16 protein-coding genes and 3 tRNA genes are annotated in these 18,788 nt (G+C 71.4%); 7 read left to right on the top strand and 12 right to left on the bottom strand.

From position 1 onward, the window contains the following. Positions 1 to 30 precede the first annotated feature (30 nt). Together hemN and NUG20_RS09200 are read right to left on the bottom strand one after the other, a co-directional pair. Positions 31 to 1,428, bottom strand: coding sequence for an oxygen-independent coproporphyrinogen III oxidase (hemN, locus tag NUG20_RS09205; RefSeq protein ID WP_263398032.1), 1,398 nt, complete (start codon positions 1,426 to 1,428; stop codon positions 31 to 33). Positions 1,429 to 1,473: 45 nt separating this feature from the next. Then, positions 1,474 to 1,908 (bottom strand): group III truncated hemoglobin, encoded by a 435-nt coding sequence (locus NUG20_RS09200; protein WP_263398031.1) that lies wholly within the window; start codon positions 1,906 to 1,908, stop codon positions 1,474 to 1,476. Positions 1,909 to 2,136: 228 nt separating this feature from the next. Here NUG20_RS09200 and NUG20_RS09195 point away from each other — a divergent pair, with 228 nt between their 5' ends. The 5 genes from NUG20_RS09195 (at position 2,137) to NUG20_RS09175 (ending at position 6,152) form a co-directional block, all read left to right on the top strand. Then, positions 2,137 to 2,457, top strand: coding sequence for a hypothetical protein (locus NUG20_RS09195; protein ID WP_263398030.1), 321 nt, complete (start codon positions 2,137 to 2,139; stop codon positions 2,455 to 2,457). Positions 2,458 to 2,537: 80 nt separating this feature from the next. After that, positions 2,538 to 3,599 (top strand): 4Fe-4S dicluster domain-containing protein, encoded by a 1,062-nt coding sequence (locus NUG20_RS09190; RefSeq protein ID WP_263398435.1) that lies wholly within the window; start codon positions 2,538 to 2,540, stop codon positions 3,597 to 3,599. A gap of 173 nt (positions 3,600 to 3,772) precedes the next feature. Further along, a tRNA-Gly gene (locus tag NUG20_RS09185) sits at positions 3,773 to 3,848 on the top strand. Positions 3,849 to 3,926: 78 nt separating this feature from the next. Continuing rightward, positions 3,927 to 4,000 (top strand) — tRNA-Cys (locus tag NUG20_RS09180). Between the two features lie 622 nt (positions 4,001 to 4,622). After that, on the top strand, positions 4,623 to 6,152 hold the full coding sequence (locus NUG20_RS09175; RefSeq protein WP_263398029.1) for an FAD-dependent oxidoreductase: 1,530 nt from the start codon (positions 4,623 to 4,625) through the stop codon (positions 6,150 to 6,152). An 11-nt stretch (positions 6,153 to 6,163) separates the two neighbouring features. Here NUG20_RS09175 and NUG20_RS09170 read toward each other — a convergent pair whose 3' ends face one another. Beyond that, a complete protein-coding gene (locus NUG20_RS09170) occupies positions 6,164 to 6,583 on the bottom strand; it encodes a hypothetical protein (RefSeq protein ID WP_263398028.1) in 420 nt (139 codons plus the stop codon). A gap of 72 nt (positions 6,584 to 6,655) precedes the next feature. Between NUG20_RS09170 and NUG20_RS09165 the strand changes: the two genes are divergently transcribed. Together NUG20_RS09165 and NUG20_RS09160 are read left to right on the top strand one after the other, a co-directional pair. Further along, positions 6,656 to 7,945, top strand: a complete 1,290-nt coding sequence (locus NUG20_RS09165) for an SDR family oxidoreductase (RefSeq protein ID WP_263398027.1) — start codon at positions 6,656 to 6,658, stop codon at positions 7,943 to 7,945. After that, complete coding sequence (locus NUG20_RS09160) at positions 7,926 to 8,396, top strand: DUF2269 family protein (RefSeq protein ID WP_263398026.1); 471 nt, start codon at positions 7,926 to 7,928, stop codon at positions 8,394 to 8,396. Before NUG20_RS09165 ends, NUG20_RS09160 begins: the two co-directional genes overlap by 20 nt. 226 nt (positions 8,397 to 8,622) lie before the next feature. On the opposite strand, the gene NUG20_RS09155 is transcribed toward NUG20_RS09160, so the two are convergent. From NUG20_RS09155 to msbA, 9 genes are all read right to left on the bottom strand, one after another. Continuing rightward, the gene (locus NUG20_RS09155; RefSeq protein ID WP_263398025.1) at positions 8,623 to 9,447 is read right to left on the bottom strand and encodes a glycoside hydrolase family 18 protein; all 825 of its coding nucleotides are present in this window, start codon (positions 9,445 to 9,447) and stop codon (positions 8,623 to 8,625) included. Between the two features lie 736 nt (positions 9,448 to 10,183). After that, positions 10,184 to 10,259, bottom strand: a tRNA-Gly gene (locus NUG20_RS09150). Positions 10,260 to 10,295: 36 nt separating this feature from the next. Beyond that, a complete protein-coding gene (pgsA, locus tag NUG20_RS09145; RefSeq protein WP_003472804.1) occupies positions 10,296 to 10,931 on the bottom strand; it encodes a CDP-diacylglycerol--glycerol-3-phosphate 3-phosphatidyltransferase in 636 nt (211 codons plus the stop codon). 9 nt (positions 10,932 to 10,940) lie between these two features. Next, positions 10,941 to 12,797 carry an excinuclease ABC subunit UvrC gene (gene uvrC / locus NUG20_RS09140; protein ID WP_263398024.1) on the bottom strand — a complete coding sequence of 619 codons (1,857 nt, stop codon included), beginning with the start codon at positions 12,795 to 12,797 and terminating at the stop codon, positions 10,941 to 10,943. After that, a complete protein-coding gene (locus NUG20_RS09135) occupies positions 12,794 to 14,215 on the bottom strand; it encodes a hypothetical protein (RefSeq protein ID WP_263398023.1) in 1,422 nt (473 codons plus the stop codon). Before NUG20_RS09135 ends, uvrC begins: the two co-directional genes overlap by 4 nt. Beyond that, a complete protein-coding gene (locus tag NUG20_RS09130) occupies positions 14,212 to 14,700 on the bottom strand; it encodes a low molecular weight protein-tyrosine-phosphatase (protein WP_263398022.1) in 489 nt (162 codons plus the stop codon). The genes NUG20_RS09135 and NUG20_RS09130 overlap by 4 nt, the downstream gene beginning before the upstream one ends. Continuing rightward, on the bottom strand, positions 14,697 to 15,485 hold the full coding sequence (gene kdsB / locus NUG20_RS09125; RefSeq protein ID WP_263398021.1) for a 3-deoxy-manno-octulosonate cytidylyltransferase: 789 nt from the start codon (positions 15,483 to 15,485) through the stop codon (positions 14,697 to 14,699). Before kdsB ends, NUG20_RS09130 begins: the two co-directional genes overlap by 4 nt. A 528-nt stretch (positions 15,486 to 16,013) precedes the next feature. Further along, a complete protein-coding gene (lpxK, locus tag NUG20_RS09120; protein ID WP_263398020.1) occupies positions 16,014 to 17,048 on the bottom strand; it encodes a tetraacyldisaccharide 4'-kinase in 1,035 nt (344 codons plus the stop codon). Further along, positions 17,048 to 18,784, bottom strand: a complete 1,737-nt coding sequence (gene msbA / locus NUG20_RS09115) for a lipid A export permease/ATP-binding protein MsbA (protein ID WP_263398434.1) — start codon at positions 18,782 to 18,784, stop codon at positions 17,048 to 17,050. The genes lpxK and msbA overlap by 1 nt, the downstream gene beginning before the upstream one ends. Between the last annotated feature and the right edge of the window lie 4 nt (positions 18,785 to 18,788).

The raw sequence follows: 18,788 nt of genomic DNA, 5'->3' as shown, positions 1-18,788 counted from the left end.
GCAAACGGTGAACCTGTCGGCGCGCGGCGTTCAGATCGCCTTCGAATAGCGTGCCGGCTGGCGCAGGTAGCGGTCGAAGCACATCGCGATCAGGCGCAGCAGCGGGCGCCCGCGCGCGGTGGCCTGGATCACGCCGTCGCGGTATTCGGCCAGGCCGTCGGCGCACAGCGGCGCCAGCGCCTGCAGTTCGTCGTGGAAATAGCGGTCGAAGTCGATGCCATGGCGCTGCGCCAGCGCGACGACGTCGGCGCGACCCTGGCACATCAGCTGCTGGATCAGCTCCGCGCGCAGCGCATCGTCGGCGCTGAGCTGCAGGCCGCGCAGCACCGGGCTGTCGCCGGCATCCACCGCCGCCTCCCAGGCCGGCAGCTCTCGCTGGTTCTGGCTGTAGCTGTCGCCGATACGGCTGATCGCGCTGACCCCCAGCCCGAGCAGGTCGGTTTCGGCATGCGTGGTGTAGCCCATGAAATTGCGGTGCAACCCGCCCTGGCGCTGCGCGCGCGCCAGGGCTTCGTGCGGCAGCGCGAAATGGTCCATGCCGATGTACTGGTAACCGGCCGCCGACAGCATGCGCACCGCCAGCCCGAGCAAGGCCAGCTTCTGCTCGGCGTCGGGCAGGTCCGCATCGGCGATGCGCCGCTGCGCCTTGAACAGTTGCGGCATGTGCGCATAGCCGTACACCGCCAGGCGGTCCGGACGCGCCGCGATCACCGTCTCCAGGGTGCGCTCGAACCCGGCCAACGTCTGCCGCGGCAGGCCGTAGATCAGGTCCACGTTGACCGAACGCATGCCCTGCACGCGGCAGGCGCGCAGGATGTCCAGCGTTTCCTGCACACCCTGGCGGCGGTTGATCGCCTCCTGCACCAGCGGATCGAAGTCCTGGATGCCCAGGCTGGCGCGGTTGAAGCCCAGCGCGGCCAGCGCGGCGATGTCCTGCGGCGTCACCGTGCGCGGATCCAGTTCGATGGAGATGTCGCGGTCCGGCGCGTCGCTGAAACGGAACAGCCCGCGCAGGCCGCGCAGCAGTTCGCCCAGCAGTTCCGGTGCCAGGAAATTGGGCGTACCGCCGCCCAGGTGCAGCTGCACCACTTCGCGCTCGGTATCGAAGCACGCGGCCATCATCGCCGCCTCGCGCAGCACCCGCTGCACGTAGGCGCGGCCCTTGCCGGCGTCGCGGGTGATGACCCGGTTGCAGCCGCAGTAGAAGCACGGGTTGCGGCAGAACGGCACATGCACGTACAGCGACAGCGGCCGCGCCGGATCGCTGGCCTGCACCGCCGCGAACAGCTGCGTCGGGCCGAAGCCGGCCTGGAAATGCGGCGCGGTCGGATACGAGGTGTAGCGCGGGCCGGGACGGTCGTAGCGGCGCAGCAGCTCGGCGTCGAAGGTCCAGGCGGCGGCGGGATCGGGAGCGGTGAGGATGTCCATGGACACGAGCTTGCGCGCGGCGGCGGCGGGCCGCCTTGACTTGGATCAATCGGCCGGCGGCAACGACGTGACCGGCTCGAACGGCCGCCAGCTCATCTGGTGGCGGCGCCAGAAGGTGTCGGCGATGCGCGCGGCGATGTCGTCGGCCAGCACGCGCATCGGCGCGTTGTCCAACTCGGCGGTGGTGGCGCGGAACAGGCTCAGCCAGCGCTGGAACAGCGCCGCGCTGAGTTCGCGCATGGCCATGTGCTTGGGCATCGGCGCGCCGCGGAAGCGCCGCGTGCCGCGCAGCATCGCCGACCAGAAGTCGCTCAGCTGCAGCAGGTGCGCGTCCCAGTCCTCGATGTGCGCGGCGAACACCGCGGCCAGTTCCGGGTCGGCGCGCACGCGGCGGTAGAACGCGTCCACCAGCGCGGTCACTTCGTCCTCGCTGCACAAGTCCGGCCCGGGCAACGGCAAGGCGGCGATGGGGTCATGCATGGCGGCGTTCCTGTTCGATGCGTCCAGTATCCGCATCGGTGCCGGCCCGGCCTTGATCAGGATCAATGTCGCCACGCGCCGCGCTGCCTAGTCTGCGTGGGCGGCATGCGCCTGCGCCGCCGTCGACGGGGGATCGGCGGCGCGGCCGCGTGCGAGGCGCGCCGGTCCGCACGCGGCACCACCCCGGCGCATGCCGCACCTCTCCCTTCCGCCATGGAGTCCGCCCGCATGACCCCCAGCGACGATCCCCTGCTCGACCCGCTGTTCGATCCCGCCGCGCCGCGGCCGCTGGTGCAGCGGCTGGGCGTGGTGCTGTGGCCCAGCTTCCTGGTCGCCGGCGCGATGAGCGTGCTGTTCTTCGCCGTGGTCGATCCGCTGGCGCTGCGCGACATCAGTTTCCCGGGCCGCCAGCTGAGCCGCGAGTTCGGCTACACGCTGGGCTTCTTCATGTTCTGGCTGGCGACGCTGGCGTCGAGCGGGTTGACCGGATTCCTGTCGCGACCGGCGCCGCGCGCCGGCGGCGACGATGCCGAGGAGCCGTTGCCGTGAGCGGCACGCCTACGCCCCGCGCCATTCCATCGCGCACGATCGCCACGCCCGCCGTGGCCGCCGCCCACACCGTGGCACCGCTGCGCAACCGCTACACGCGCGCGCGCGGCGGCGTGCTGTGGCTGCTGTTCGCCGCGTTCTACCTGCTGCCATGGCTGCGCTGGGACGGCCGCCAGGCTTTGCAGCTCGACCTGCCGGCGCGGCGCCTGCAGTTGTTCGGCTGGACCCTGTGGCCGCACGACATCGGCTGGCTGCTGCTGGCGCTGCTCGCCGCGATCGCCGCGCTGGCGGTGACGACCACGCTGGCCGGACGGGTGTGGTGCGGCTTCGCCTGCCCGCAGACGGTCTGGAGCCAGGCCTTCGCCTGGCTGGAACGGCGCTTCGCCGCCTGGCCGGCGGCCGCGCGCCACGTGGTCTGGGCGGCGCTGGCGCTGTGGACCGGGATCAGCTTCGTCGGCTATTTCGCGCCGATCGCCGAGCTGGTCGCGCGCGTGCGCCCGTTCGCCTGGAGCGGCTGGGAAACCTTCTGGGTGCTGTTCTACGCCCTGGCCACCTGGGGCAACGCCGGTTTCCTGCGCAGCCAGGCGTGCCGCTACCTGTGCCCCTACGCGCGGCTGCAGCCGCTGCTGTGCGACCGCGACACGCCGCTGATCGGCTACGACGCACGGCGCGGCGAACCGCGCGGTGCGCGCGCCTGCGGCCAGGGCAGCGTGGCCCAGCGCGGGCGACGCCTGCTCGACGCCGGCACCGCCCGCGACTACGCGCTGCGCGCCGGCATCGCCCGGCTCGCCGGCCAGGACGGCCGGCGCAGCGAGGCACTGGCCGCCTACGCCGGCATCCTGCCCAAGTTCAGCGACGCCCAGCTCGGCGACTGCGTGGACTGCAGCGCCTGCATCGACGCCTGCCCGGCACGCATCGACCTGCGCAACGGCCCGCACTACGCCTGCACCGCCTGCGGCGCCTGCGTGGACGCCTGCGACCGCAGCATGGACCGCCACGGCTTCGCGCACGGCCTGCTGCGCGTCGCCAGCGCCAACGCGGTGGACCGCCAGCCGCGGCGCTGGCTGCGCCGGCCGCGCTTGCTGGCCGGGCTTGCGCTGTTGCTGGCGACGTCGCTGGCGTGGTTGTTCGCTGCGCACTGAGCGGCGCTGGCCCGTGCCTCCCTGCCCACGATGACGGCGCGACCTGGCGGGACCGCCTGTTGCCAGATGCCGCCGTGCCGCCGGTGTTTTCCGGGCGGCGATCTGCGCGCCGGATTTTTTGCCGGGGAGGCTGGCGCAACGCCGGCGGGGGCTGTAGAATGCCGGGCTCCCAAGCGGGAATAGCTCAGTTGGTAGAGCGCAACCTTGCCAAGGTTGAGGTCGCGAGTTCGAGTCTCGTTTCCCGCTCCAGATTCAGATAGAGCCCCGTCAGCGGGGCTTTGTTTTGTCGGACCGCCGTTGGCGGTTTCGGCTAGAATCCAGTCCACCGGCCTGGTGGCAGAGTGGTTATGCAGCGGACTGCAAATCCGCGTACGCCGGTTCAATTCCGACCCAGGCCTCCATCTGCAGTTCCGACGCCCGGTAGATCCACGATCTACCGGGCGTTTTGCGTTTGCGGACGATGCCTCGATCCTCTGCGGACGCTCGCATGCAGCATGCCGCGCCGAGTAGGGCCAGCCGCTCGAACTGCGCCACCGCTGTTTCGAGGGAGAGCAACTACTCCGCGACGCCAAGCGGACTGGAATATCGCCTGCAGCGTTCGCCCATCGAGGTAGAGGGGTGTGCGGTGCGCGACCGCGACGCGTGCTGGGCCTCCATGCCAGGTACGATTCCAGCGCCAGCCTGCGCCCGTCTAGCGTTTCGAACATCGGCTTGCCGCGCCACGGTCGACCACGTCGCACCCAGCCACGCCTGCCGCCTGCTAGTGCGGCGGCGCCCATTTCCACTTCAGCGGCGCGCCCAGGTCCAACGCGAACGCAACGTTCGGATACGCCGTGACCGCGTACGTCGATCGCCGCCGGCACCAGCCCCGCCGTGAAGAATTTCAAGCGTTGCCCGCGGCGGCGCGACGTGCACAACGTGCAGGCGAACCCTGCATGCGTTGCCACGCACACGACGCTGCGGTGACATGGCGATCACCCGCGCTGCGTATCGTGGACCGGCAATTGGCCACGGAGTTTTCGCATGTCCAGCGCACGCACCCTGCCCGTCTGGTCGCTCGGCAGCGACCCCACCGCGCACTTCGCGCCGACACCGCCGAGCGAGGCTCAGGACGTGATCGTCGTCGGCGCCGGCGTGGCCGGGCTGACCACCGCGTTGCTGTGCGCGCAGCGCGGACGCCACGTGCTGGTGATCGACCGCGGTGGCATCGGCCAGGGCGAGTCGCTGCGCACCACCGCGCACCTGGCCTCGGCGCTGGACGACCGCTACTACGCGCTGGCCGACCTGCACGGCGAGCACGGCGCGCGCATGGCCGCCGCCAGCCACGCCGAGGCGATCGACTGGATCGAGGATTTCGTCGCCGCCAGCGCCGACCGCTGCGGGTTCCGCCGCGTGCCCGGCTACCTGTTCGCGCACGACGGCGACCCCGAGCGCCTGCGCAAGGAAGCCGACGCCGCGGCCGCCGCGGGGCTGGGCACCGAATTTCTCGACGGCGGCATTCCCGGCCTGCCGCAGCTCGGCGCCGCGGTCCGCTTCGACGACCAGGCGCGCATCGACATGGGCCGCTTCCTGGACGCGCTGGCCGCCGCGGCGCACGCCCAGGGCGTGCGCTTCTGCCTGGGCGAGGCGACCGCGGTGGACGGCGGCGCGCAGACCCGGGTCACGCTGGCGTCGGGCCAGGTGCTGCACGCCAACACCACGGTGATCGCCAGCAACGTGCCGTTCCACGAGCGCGTGGCGATCCACACCAAGCAGGCGCCGTACCGCAGCTATGTCGTGGCCGGGCCGATCGCCGCCGATGCGCTGCCGGACGCGCTGATCTGGGACGATGGCGACCCGTACCACTACGTGCGCCTGACCGAGGACCGCGAGCACGGCGGCATGCTCGCCATCATCGGCGGCGAGGACCACAAGACCGGGCAGAGCGACGACCCGCAGGCCTATGTGCGCCTGCAGCACTGGACCGACACGCTGCTGCCCGGTGTCACCCGCTACACGCATGGCTGGTCCGGGCAGATCCTGGAACCGAGCGACGGACTGGCCTACATCGGCGCCGATCCGGGCGGCGAGGACAACGTATATGTCGTCACCGGCGATTCCGGCAACGGCGTCACCCACGGCGTCGTCGCCGGGCTGCTGCTCTCCGATCTGCTCGAAGGCCGCGACAATCCCTGGCACGCGCTTTACGACCCGCGCCGCAAATCGCTGCGCGGCGGCAGCGAATGGCTGCGCGAGAACGCCAACGTCGCCGTGCAGTACCGTGACTGGATCGCCCCCGGCCAGGCCTCCGGCGTGGCCGAACTGGCCCGCGGCGAAGGCGCGGTGCTGCGTCGCGGCCTGCACCGGGTCGCGGTGTACCGCAACGGCGAAGGCGCGCTGCATGCGTTCAACGCGCGTTGCCCGCACATGGGCTGTGCGGTGCGCTGGAGCCCGCAGGAGAAGTCGTGGGACTGCCCCTGCCATGGCTCGCGTTTCGCCGCCGACAGCGGCGCGGTGCTCAACGGTCCAGCCAGCACCGCGCTGGCGCCGTTCCCCTGGCCGCAGGACGAATGAGCCGCGCGCGCTCAGCGCCGCGGCGCGCGCCGGCTGCCGGTGTGCAGCAGCCAGTGCGCCGCGGCCAGCCCGGCGGCGAAGGCCGCGTACGTCGCGACCATGCCCGGCGCCGACAGATGCCGGTCGAAGCCGGGGGTGAGCCGCCGCGGCACCACGTGATAGTCCACCGCATAGGCCGCCGTGGCGACCGCCGCCGCGGTGGCGGCGACCCGCGCCGGCGCGTGGCTGGCGCGGGTGGCGCGGTCGAACACGCCGGCCCACAGCAGCGAACTGGCGTGGTGGATCGCGTAACCGACCGCGGTGTAGCGCGCGCTCGGCGCGTGCCGGCGCTTGGCGCGTTCGCCCCACAGCCAGTGGCTGGTCGCATTGGCTCCGCTGCTGAGCGCGCCGGTGCGGCGCCGCGCCAGCGCCGCCACGACCACGGTGGACACGATGCTGGCGGCTGAGCCGGTCAGCAGGATGCGTTTGCAGTGCGGCCACCACCGCCGCGTTGCGGAGGCGCCGTGCGCATCCTGCTGACCGGGGCCAGCGGCATGATCGGCAGTGCGTTGGTCGACAGGCTGGCGCATCGGGGGCATGAGCTGGTCCTCGCGGTTCGCGACGAGCGGGACGCGCGCCAGCGTTGGCCGGCGGCCCGGATCGTACGGGCTGGATTCGGTGCGGCCGAGCCGCCACCGTGGTCCGACTACCTGCGCGGCGTGGACGTGGTGATCAACGCGGTCGGGATCTTTCGCGAACAAGCAGGCCAGAGTTTCGATGCAGTGCATGTGAACGGCCCGCTGCAGCTGTTCCGCGCCGCCTGCGACGTCGGCGTGCGCCAGGTGGTGCAGATTTCCGCACTGGGCGCGCATCCGTCCAAGACTGCGCCGTATCTGGCCTCGAAAGGCCGTGCCGATGCGGCGCTGGCGGCGTTGCCGATCCGCTCCACCATCGTGCAGCCGTCGCTGGTGTTCGCGCCCGACGGCGCCAGCAGCCAGTGGTTCGCGGCGCTGGCGGTGCTGCCGCTGACGCCGCTGCCTGGCGACGGCAAGCAGCGCATCCAGCCGCTACACCTGGACGACCTGTGCGAGGCGATCGTCGGCCTGCTGGAGCGTCCGGATCCGCCGCCGCGGCTGCGCGCGGTCGGCCCGGCCGCGCTGACCCTGCGCCGCTACCTGGCGCTGCTCAAGCACGGCCTCGGCGCGATCGGCGGCTGCCTGCCGATCCCGCTGGCGCCGCTGCGCCTGGCCGGGCGCCTGCTGGGCCCGCGCAGCGGCTGGCTGGCGCCGGACGCACTGGACATGCTGCAGGCCGGCTCGACCGCACCGCCGGACGACATGCACGCCGCGCTCGGGCGCGCGCCGCGCGCGCCGGAGCACTTCGTGCACGCCGGCAACCGCGCGCGCCTGCGCCAGGCGGCGCTGCTGCAATGGCTGCTGCCGGCACTGCGCTGGTCGATCGCGCTGATGTGGATCGTCACCGGCTATGTCTCGGCATTCGCCTACCCGGTCGCCGACAGCCTCGCCCTGCTCGCGCGTACCGGCCTGCACGGCGGCCTGGCCGTGGCCGCGCTATACGCCGCGGCGGCGCTGGATGCGGCGCTGGGCCTGGCGCTGCTGTGCCTGCCGCGCTGGCGGCGCCACGTCTACGCGGCGCAACTGCTGCTGATCGGCGCGTACACCGTGCTGATCAGCGCCTTCCTGCCCGAATACTGGCTGCACCCGTACGGGCCGATCCTGAAGAACCTGCCGCTGCTGGCCGCGATCGCGCTGGCCAGCGCACTGGAGCCGTCGCATGGACCTCATCGTCGTTAAGTACCTGCACGTGCTGTCGTCCACGTTCCTGTTCGGCACCGGCGTGGGCACCGCGTTCTACCTGTTCTTCGTCAGCCGCACCCGCGACGCGCGCGTGGTGGCGGTGGTGGCGCGCTACGTGGTGATCGCCGACTGGCTGTTCACCGCCACCACCATCGTGTTCCAGCCGCTCAGCGGCCTGTACCTGGCGCACAGGATGGGCTATTCGCTGCACAGCGCGTGGCTGTACTGGTCGATCGTGCTGTTCGTGATCGCCGCGCTGTGCTGGCTGCCGGTGGTGTGGCTGCAGATGCGCCTGCGCGACATCGCCGCGGCCGCCGCGGCGGACGGCCGCGAACTGCCGCTGGACTACGCGCGCCATCTCGGCTACTGGACCGCGCTCGGGGTGCCGGCCTTGTTCAGTTTCCTGGCGATCTTCTACCTGATGGTGGCGCGCCCGCCGGTGCTGTAGCGCCGCTCGCCTGCTCGCCGCCGCAGATCGTGCAGCTTGTGCGCGTGCGGGCGCAGCAGTGGCGATGCGCAAGACCATGGCGCGCCCCGCCACGCCGCGATCATCGCCGTGACGCGTGCCAGTCCCATCGCCGGCGTGGTCCGAGGCACGGCGAATCCGCCGCAACGCGTCCGCGGCGACGGGATACCCGGGCGCTGCACGCTCGCGCCGCCCGCGACGTCGGCGGCTAACCGGCCGCCGCCGCGCCGCCGCCGGCCGCGTACACCGTGTCGTAGATGGTCTTGGCGCCGGTGAAGGTCGGATCCACGTCTTCTTCCTGGCCGTCCTGCCCGTGGTCGTTGTCGAGCCTCCAGCTGAACATGCCGCGCAAGCCGTTCTGCAGCGCGTAGTTGGTCCAGGCCGCGGTGTCTTCGAGCGAGGTCTGCACGTTGCCGTTCTCGGTGGCCACTCCGCCCATCAGGATGTCGGCGCGCACCCCGGCCTGGATCCACGCCTGCGCATCCTGCGGCGTGCCGGAGGACGAATAGTCCTGCAACTCGGCGGCATCCACGTACTGGTTGAACGCCGCCACCGCGCCGTCGCCGTAAAGGGCGACAGGGCCACCTGCGGGCCACGGCACCGACACCGCGATGCCGAGTCCGGCCGCCTTGAAGCTCGGGCTGAGCTGCGTCACCAGCTCCACGACCGAGGACATGCCGTCGCCTTCGGAATCGATGCTGATGCCGTTGAGGCCTTTCTGCTGCAGATAGGCCACGATGTTGGCGGTGGAGCGATTGGCGTTGTCGCGATTGTCCGTCACCGTCGCCACCAAGCCGGTGTCGCCGACCCCGGCATAGATCAGCGCGCCGGGCGCCTGCGCCTTGATCTGGGCGAGATTCTGCGCAGCGAATTGCGCATTGAGGTCCACGGTATAGCCGTTGCCGGACTCGACGAAGATGCCGAAGGCCAGGTTGTAGCGGCTGGCATATCCGAGCGGCACCTTGCCCTGCGCAAGATTGTCGGCACCCGTGCCGTTCCATGTGTCGTACCAGGTCGCGATCTCGAAGTTCATGGTGGCTCCTGCAGTGGTGGATGGATGTGCGTCGAGGGCGACCGGCATCCGCGCATGCGCTCGGCGCCGCGACCGCTTCGGTCCCGACGCAAACGCCTGTCGTGTCTTGCTCGTGCCGGTCGCTGCGACCGCAACGCCGCCGCCTCCGCCTCCGCCAGTCTGCACGCGATGCAATGCCCCTGGCCGAACCTAGCGCAGATCGCGGCGCGCGCGGTCGACACTGCGCGGCTTCGGAACAGCCATCCCAGTCGCGATGCCAGCGCGCGTGCGGGCCAGCATCGCCAGCGTCGGTGGCCGACGCTCACAACCCTGGCTAACGCTGCAAATTCATCGCCGATCTGGGCGCGGTGAACGCACGCAGCGGGACAAGCTTGCCCGTCGAACAACGTCCACGCCGTGGGATGCGCTCTTCTTCGTCGTGCCGGTGGCGCCCACCACCTCGCCTCCTGCTATGTGCTCGGCGACGTGCAGCAATCGGGTGGACTGGACCATTTCCGGCAACTGCGGGAAGCCGTGCCGGTGCGGCGTATCGACTCGACGGCGGCGTCGATGCCGTAGCGGAACGCCTGCGCCGGCGAAGCGCCGCCGGCCGACGCGACATGCCCGATACGGCATAGCGCCGATCTCCGCAGTGGCACCCTAGCGAACGCATCGCACTTGCGCCAAAACGAAAAAAGGACCCGAAGGTCCTGATTTCATCGTTCTGCAGGTATCCGCTGGATGCCTGCGAACCGTCTGGAGCGGGAAACGAGACTCGAACTCGCGACCTCAACCTTGGCAAGGTTGCGCTCTACCAACTGAGCTATTCCCGCTTGAGGCCGCGAATTTTACCGGGAACCGGCAGGCTGTCAACCGTTGCCTTCGATTTTCTTCGCATTCTTGTCCGCCACCGCGGCGCGCTCGTCGGCGCGCAGGCTCGGCCAGGCCGCATGCAGGTACTGGATGCCGGACAACAGGGTCAGGATCGAGGCGATCGCCAGCGTCCAGTCGCCGATGTGGAAAATGAACAGGCCCATCCACACGCTTTCCGGCGGCGAGCCGTCGGGCATCACCGAGTACAGCAGGCACAGCAGCGCGACCATCTGCGCGGTGGTCTTGACCTTGCCGATCATCGCCACCCGCACCTTGGCGCGCTGGCCGATCTCGGCCATCCACTCGCGCAGCGCCGACACCGCGATCTCGCGGCCGACGATCACCGCCGCCCAGAACGCCATCCACGGCGTCGGGTGGCCCTGCACGATCAGGAACAGTGCCACCGCAACCATCAGCTTGTCAGCCACCGGGTCCAGGAACGCGCCGAACGCGGAATACTGGTGGTAGCGCCGCGCCACCCAGCCGTCCAGCCAGTCGGTGAACGCGGCCAGGCCGAAGATCGCCGCCGAGGCGAAGTTCGTCCACGTGTACGGGAGGTAGAACACCAGCACCAGCACCGGAATCATCACGATCCGCAGCAGCGTCAGCCAGGTGGGGATGGTCAACTTCATTGCGCTGCTCTACTCGCCTGCCGGATCGGGCACCGGCAGTCCGTGCAGGTTAGCGTAGATTCGCGCAGCGAGTGCGTCGTTGATGCCTTCCACGCGCGCGATCTCCGCTTCGCCGGCGGCCTTGAGCCCGGCCAGCCCGCCGAAATGCTTCAACAGGCTTGCGCGGCGGCGCGGACCGATGCCGGGGATGTCTTCCAGCTTGCTGGTCATGCGCGCTTTCTGGCGGCGCCCGCGGTGGCCGGTGATGGCGAAACGGTGCGCCTCGTCACGTACCTGCTGAATGAACTGCAGCGCCGGCGACGCCGCGCCGGGGCGCAGTTCGCGCCCGTCCGGCATCACCAGGGTCTCGTGGCCGGCGCGGCGTTCGGCGCCCTTGGCCACGCCGATCACCAGGATGCCTTCCACGCCCAGGTCGGCGAGCGCGGCGTTGGCCTGCGCCAGCTGGCCGGCGCCGCCGTCGATCAGCAGCACGTCGGGCAGCACCACGTCGGCCTTGTCGCCCTCCGCAGCGCGGCGGAAGCGGCGTTCGATCGCCTGGCGCATCGCCGCGTAGTCGTCGCCCGGCTCGATGCCGCTGATGTTGTAGCGCCGGTACTGGCTGCGCACCGGGCCGCTGGCATCGAACACCACGCACGAGGCCACGGTGGCCTCGCCCATGGTGTGGCTGATGTCGAAGCACTCCGCGCGCCTGACCGGCTCGGCCAGCCCCAGCATCTCGCGCAGCGCCTCGCTGCGCGCGTGCTGCGCGTTGCGGCTGGTCAGTTCGGTGGCCAGCGTGGCCTGCGCGTTGCGGCTGGCCAGCTCCAGGTAGCCGGCGCGCTCGCCGCGCACGTTCCATTTCAACTGCACCTTGCGCTCGGCGGCCGAGCCCAGCGCCGCTTCGATCAGCTCGGCATCGGGGATCTCGCGGTCCAGCAGCACCTCGCGCGGCGGCGGCTGTTCGGCGTAGTACTGCGACACGAACGCGCCGAGCACTTCGGCGGCGCTGTCCTCGCCGTTGGTCTTGGGGAAGAACGCGCGGGTGCCGAGATTGCGGCCGTCGCGGAACGCCAGCAGCAGCACGCAGGCGTTGGCGCCCTGCATCGCGCAGGCGAGCACGTCCAGGTCGGCGGCGCGGCCGTCCACGTACTGCCGGCTCTGCATGCTGCGCAGCGAGCCGAGCAGGTCGCGCAGGCGCGCGGCGCGCTCGAACTCCAGCTGTTCGCTGGCGGCCTGCATCGCCTGCACCAGTTCCTCGCCGAGCTGGTCGCTGCGTCCGTCCAGGAACATGCTCGCGCGGCGCACCGACTCGGCGTAGTCGTCGGCCGGCACCAGCGCCACGCACGGCGCGCTGCAGCGGCCGATCTGGTATTGCAGGCACGGCCGCGAGCGGTTGCGGAACACGCTGTCCTCGCAGCTGCGCAGCTTGAACAGCTTGTGCATCAGGTTCAGCGTCTCGCGCACCGCGGTCACGCCCGGATACGGGCCGAAGTAGCGCCCGGGCACCGCGCGCGGGCCGCGGTGCAGCGCGATCCGCGGCCACTCCTCGCGGGTCAGCAGCACGAAGGGATAGCTCTTGTCGTCGCGCAGCGACACGTTGTAGCGCGGCGACAGCGACTTGATCAGCTGGTTTTCCAGCAGCAGCGCCTCGCCTTCGCTGCGGGTCACGGTCACGTCCATGCGCGCGACCTGGGCCAGCATCGCCATGGTCCGCGCGTTCTTCGGCGAGGCGCTGAAATAACTGGACACGCGCTTGCGCAGCGCGCCGGCCTTGCCGACGTACAGCAAGGTGTCGTCGGCCGCGTACATGCGGTAGACGCCGGGCGCGGTGCTGAGGTTGGCGGCGAAGGCCTTGCCGTCGAACGGGGGCTGCAAGGACGCGGTCATTCGCTGATCGGCACGTCGCTCAGTTCGCCGCTGGCGATGTCGTAGCGCAGCACGGCGTGGGCGTCGGTCTCGGCGATCCACACCGTGCCCGCGGTCACCGCCAGCCCGGCCGGGCCGTGCAAGCGCCGCGGCAACGCAGTGGTGGACAGTTCGCCGCCGCCCAGGCGCAGGCTGCGCAGGCTGCCGTTGCCGCTGTCGGCGATCCACAGCAGCGGCGCGTCCGGGCTCAGCGCGATCGCCTGCGGGAACTGCAGGCGCGCGCGGCTGCGCGGGCCGTCCTCGTTGCCGAAATCCCACGGACCCTGCCCGCCGAGCAGGGTCTGCACCAGGTCGCCGCGCAACTGCAGCGAACGCACCGCCGAGCCCAGCGCGTCGCACACATACAGCGCCTGCTGCACCGCGGCCAGGCCGCACGGCTGCGCGAACGCGGCCAGGTGGCCGCTGCCGTCGCGCAGTTCCAGCACGCCCGAGCCGGCGCGCCAGCGCAGGCTGCGGTTGCCGAGTTCGTAGCTCCAGATGCGGTTGTCGCCGGCCATCGCGATATGCACCTGGTTGTCGGCCACCACCACGTCCTGCGGGTGGTTCAGCGGCGCTTGCTGCGCCTGCTGCACCGGTCCTTCGACCGGCTCGCCGGCGCGGCCGTTGCCGCACAGGGTGTCGACCTGGCCGTTGAGCAGGTTGATCCGGCGCAGCGCGTGGTTGCCGGTGTCGGCGACGTACAGCACGCCGCGCTCCAGCGCCAGGCCGCGCGGCCGGTGGAACGCCGCCTCGCCGAGCCCGCCGTCGATGAAATCGGCGGTGCCCAGCCCGAACTGGCGCAGGACGCGGCCGCCGGTGGTGCATTCGAGGATGCGGTGGTGGCCGCTGTCGGCGATGTACAGGCGATCGTCGGCGACCGCCAGGCCGACCGGGAAGCGCAGCGGCAGGCGCGGCTCGGGCTGGGTCTCGCGCGGCTGCCGCAGTTCGTCGTCCAGCGGCAGCGATTGCCCGGCGCATAGCGCGTTGAGCGCCTTCTCCAGGTCGGCGCCGCCGATCCCGACCAGGCGCTCGCGCTCATAGCCGCCGGCGTCGAGCAGCACCAGCGTCGGCCATGCCTGCACGTCGAAACGCTGCCAGGCGGCCCAGTCGGCATCGAGCAGGATCGGCGCCGACACGCCCTGGCTGCGCAGCAGCTTCAGCGCCCGCTGCGGCTCGCGCTCGCTGTCGAAGCGCGGCACCTGCACCACGATCAGCTGCAGGCGCCCCGGATTGCGCGCCTGCCACTGGCTGAGCTCAGCCAGGCGCTGCGCGCACCACGCCGAGGCGGCGTTGACGAAGGCCAGCACCAGCGCCCGGCCCTGCTGCTCGCGCAGCGTGGTCGGCGCGGCATTGAGCCAGGTGCCGGGCTGCGGCAGTTCCAGGGCGGCGATCGAGTTCATCGGCCGATTATGCCGGAGCCGCCGTCGACAGACAGTCGCGCCACGCTGCCGGCGGCGGCTTCGTCTACCAGGCGCCAGACGTCCTCGAAGTGGTCGCTGCCGCCGGTGTAGGGGTCGGGGATCTCGCGGCGGCCCTCCAGCCCGGCCCAGGGCAGCCACAGCGCCACCCGCTCCCGCGCCGCGACCGGAGCGCGCTGGCGCACGTCGCGCAGGTTGGCCGCGTCGGCGCACAGGATCCAGTCGAACGCGGCGAAATCGATGTCTTGCAGCTGCCGCGCACGCAGCCCGGCGATGTCCACCCCGTGGCCGCGGGCGCAGGCAATCGCGCGCCGGTCCGGCGGCTCGCCGCTGTGCCAGTCGCCGGTGCCGGCCGAATCCACCTGCACGCGCCCAGCCAGCGGCGAGCGCTGCAGGTGATGGCGCAGCGCGCCTTCGGCCATCGGCGAGCGGCAGATGTTGCCCAGGCAGACCAGCAGCAGCTTCATGCCAGGCTCCGCAGATGCGCCTCGGCGCGGGCCAGGTCCTCGGGCGTGTCGACCCCGGGCGGGAACGGCGCCGGCGACAGCGCCACCGCGATGCGGAAACCGGCTTCCAGCACCCGCAACTGCTCCAGCGCCTCCACCTGTTCCAGCCCGCCCGGCGGCATCGCCGCGAACCGGCGCAGGAACCCGGCACGATAGGCGTAGATGCCGATGTGGCGCAGCCACGGACCCGGCGGCAGGCGTTCGCGCGAGGCGGCGAACGCGTCGCGGTGCCACGGGATCGGCGCACGGCTGAAATACAGCGCATCGCCGCGCGCGCTGCGCACCAGCTTGACCACGTTCGAGTCGAACAGGCTCTCGGCCGACTCGACCGGCGTGCCCAGCGTCGCCATCTCCGCGCCGCTGGCGGCCAGCGCCTGCGCCACCGCGACGATTCCCGCGGCCGGCGCGAACGGCTCGTCGCCCTGCAGGTTGACCACCACGGTGGCGTCGTCCCAGCCGGCGATGTCGGCGCATTCGGCCAGGCGATCGGTGCCGGAGGCGTGCGCCGCGGACGTCAGCGCAACGTGCACCCCTTCCAGGTCGGCCACCGCCGCGGCGATGCGCGGATCGTCCGCGGCCACCCACACCTGCTGTGCGCCGGCGCCGAGCGCGCGGCGCGCCACGTGCCGGACCAGCGGTTCGCCGCCGAGCGCGCGCAGCGGCTTGCCCGGCAGGCGCGAGGCGGCGTAGCGCGCCGGGATGGCGACCACGAACGGCGGCGGGGTCAGGTCGCGTCCGGCGCTCATGCGCGGCGAGCGCCGGCAGCGGCGGAATGCTGGAATACGCGGAAGCCAAACATGGATGATCTTCTCCGTTGTCGATTCGGGGGCAACGCGTCTTCGCCAAGGCGCGGCGGCGGCAGGCGTTCGCTGCAGCGAGGCATGCCAGCCGCCGCGCGCGCGTGGCAGCCGCCTTCCCTGCCATTCTATAGGCCCTGCCGATCGCAGCTCTGCACACGCTCCGGTGCGCGAAAGCGTCTGCAGCGTCAGCGACGGCTATGGCAGGCCCGCCGTGGGAGCAGCAGCGCACGCAACGCTTCCCGTGCCGGACGACGGTGTTTCGACGGCGGCACTTCAGCCGGCGCAGGACCTTGTGGGAGCGACTTCAGTCGCGACGGGCTTTACCGGTAACGCCCTGTCGCGACTGAAGTCGCTCCCACAGGATTCGCCGCTGCCATGCTTCGTCGCTGCAAACGTCACGGATGCGCCCTGTGCGCATGCTCCAGCTGCTTCACTCGATGCCAAGCCCGTGCGACGGCACGAGCGCACGCGCCGCTATTCGCTGGCGTCGCCGCTGCGCCCGCGCAGCTTGTCCAGCCGGTCGAGCAGGCCGATCCAGAACGCGGCCGGCAACTCCGCCACCAGCGGCACGCTGAAGCACCAGTCGTCGACCAGCGACGCGCACTTGACCGCGTCCTTCTCGGTCATCAGCACCGGCAGTTCGCTGCCGAACGACAGATCGGCGGCGCGGTAGCGGTGGTGGTCGGGAAACGCATGCGGCACCACGCCGATGCCGTGCGCGCGCAGCATGTCGAAGAAGCGCTGCGGATGGGCGATGCCGGCGACAGCGTGCACGCGCTGCCCGGCGAAGCTGCGCAGGGGCCGCGCGCGGCCGCCCTGCAGCGGTTGCGCGCTGTCGATGCGCAGGCGCATCGCCCACTCGCCGAAGCCGGCCTGGACCTCGCCGGCATCGCTGGCCTGGCCCAGGTTGATGACCCGGAAGTCGCATTCGCGGCCGCGCGCCACCGGCTCGCGCAGCGGCCCGGCCGGCAGCAGGCGGCCGTTGCCGTAGCGGCGGTGGCCGTCGACCACTTCGATCTCGATGTCGCGCTGCAGCCGGTAGTGCTGCAGGCCGTCGTCGCAAACCACGATGTCGCAGCCGGCCTGCAGCAGCGCGCGCGCGGCGGCGACGCGGTCGCGGTCCACCCGCACCGGCGCGCCGGTCTTGTGCGCGATCAGCACCGGCTCGTCGCCGCCCAGTTCGGGCGTGGTGCCCGGCTCGATCCAGCGCGCGACCTGGTCCTGGCTGCGGCCGTAGCCGCGGGTGGCGACGCCGGGCTTCCAGCCGGCCTCCTGCAGCTTGCGCACCAGGGCGATGGTCAGCGGGGTCTTGCCGGTGCCGCCGGCGGTGAGGTTGCCGACCACGACCACCGGCACCGCGACGCTGTAGCGCTTGCGCCAGCCGCGCCGGTACAGCGCGCGGCGCAGGCCGATTGCCGCCGCGTACACCGGGGTCAGCAGGCGCGCGTACAGCGGCGGCGTGCCCTGACCGTACCAATAGCCGGGCGTGTGGGGACCACGACCGCTCATCAGGCCTGCCTTTCGCGGAACTGCATGCTGTGCAGGTGGGCGTACAGGCCGCCCTGGGCGAGCAGCGCGTGGTGGGTGCCGCGCTCGACGATGCGGCCATGGTCCATCACCAGCACCTGGTCGGCGTGCTCGATGGTGGACAGGCGGTGCGCGATGACCAGCGTGGTGCGCTCGGGCATCAGCCGATGCAGCGCGTCCTGCACCAGCCGCTCGGACTCGTTATCCAGCGCGGCGGTGGCTTCGTCGAGGATCAGGATCGGCGCGTCGCGCAGGATCGCGCGGGCGATCGCCAGGCGCTGGCGCTGGCCGCCGGACAGCAGCGCGCCGTTCTCGCCGACCGGGGTGCGCAGCTGCAACGGCAGGCGCTCGATGAACTCCCAGGCGTTGGCGGCCTCGGCCGCGGCACGGATCTGCGCGTCGCTGGCCTCGGTGCCGTAGGCGATGTTGGCGGCGATGGTGTCGTCGAACAGCATCACCCGCTGCCCGACCAGCGCGATCTGCCGGCGCAGGTCGTGCAGGCGGTAGTCGTGCAGCGGCACCCCGTCCAGGGTGATGCGGCCGCCGCTGGGCTCGTAGAAGCGCGGCACCAGCCGCACCAGGCTGGTCTTGCCGCTGCCGGAGCGGCCGACGATGGCGGTGACCGTGCCTGGCCTGGCGCTGAAGCTGATGTCGTCCAGCGCCAGCCCGGCGTCGTCGCGGTAGCGCAGCATCACCCGGTCGAATTCCAGTTCGCCGCGCACGCGCTGCACCGACACGCTGCCGCTGTCGCGCTCCTCCGGCGTGTCCAGGATCGAGAACAGCCGCTCGGCCGCGGCCACGCCGCGCGAGATCGAGGTCTGCACGCTGGTCAGCCGGCGCAGCGACGGGATGATCGCCATCATCGAGGTCATCAGCGCGATGAACTGGCCCGGGTTCAGGCGCCCGGCCAGCGCCTCGCGGGTGGAGACCCAGACGATCGCCGCCAGTGCCACCGCGGCCAGGAACTGGACCATGCTCGAGGCCAGCGCGCGGGTGGTCTCGACCTTCATGTTCAGGCCCAGCATGCGGTTGGCCAGCGCCGCGTAGTGGCTGATCTCCAGGGCCTGGGTGCCGTGCACCTTCACTTCCTGCTGCGCGCCCAGCGACTGCTCGGCGCGTTGCGCCATCGAGCCCATGCCGTCCTGGATGCCGCGGCTGATCTTGCGGTAGCGCTTGCCGACGTAGGACACGATGACCCCGATCAGCGGCGCCACCACCAGCAGCGCCAGGGTCACCTTGACGCTCATCTGCAGCATCACCACCAGCATGCCGACGATGGTCAGGGTATCGGCCACCAGCGTCTTCAGCGCATCGGAGGCGGCCTGGGTGACCTGTTCGGTATCGAAGTTCAGCCGGCTGACCATCACCGGCGTGGCCTCCACGTCGAAGTGCGAGGACGGCAGGTGCAGGTACTTGGCCAGCACCTGCTCGCGCAGGTCGCGCACCACGCTGCGCCCGGTGCGCGCCATGCAGTAGTCGCCGACGAAGGTGGCGACGCTGCGCATCAGGAACAGGCCCAGGATCGCCAGCGGCAGCAGCACCGCCATGCGTGCCTCGGGATTGACGAAGCCGCGGTTGACCAGCGGATCCATCAGCCGGGTGAAGCAGTAGCCGGCGGTGGCCTCGACCACCATCGCTACCACCGCCGCGGTCAGCATCACCCAGTAGGCGCGGGTATAGCCGAGCAGCCGACGGTAGATCGGCCAGACCGGGGTCATCTTG

Origin of the sequence: Xanthomonas sp. CFBP 8443 (genome assembly GCF_025666195.1) — a bacterium.
GTDB lineage: Bacteria > Pseudomonadota > Gammaproteobacteria > Xanthomonadales > Xanthomonadaceae > Xanthomonas_A.
This window is presented reverse-complemented; position numbering and strand designations above follow the sequence as displayed.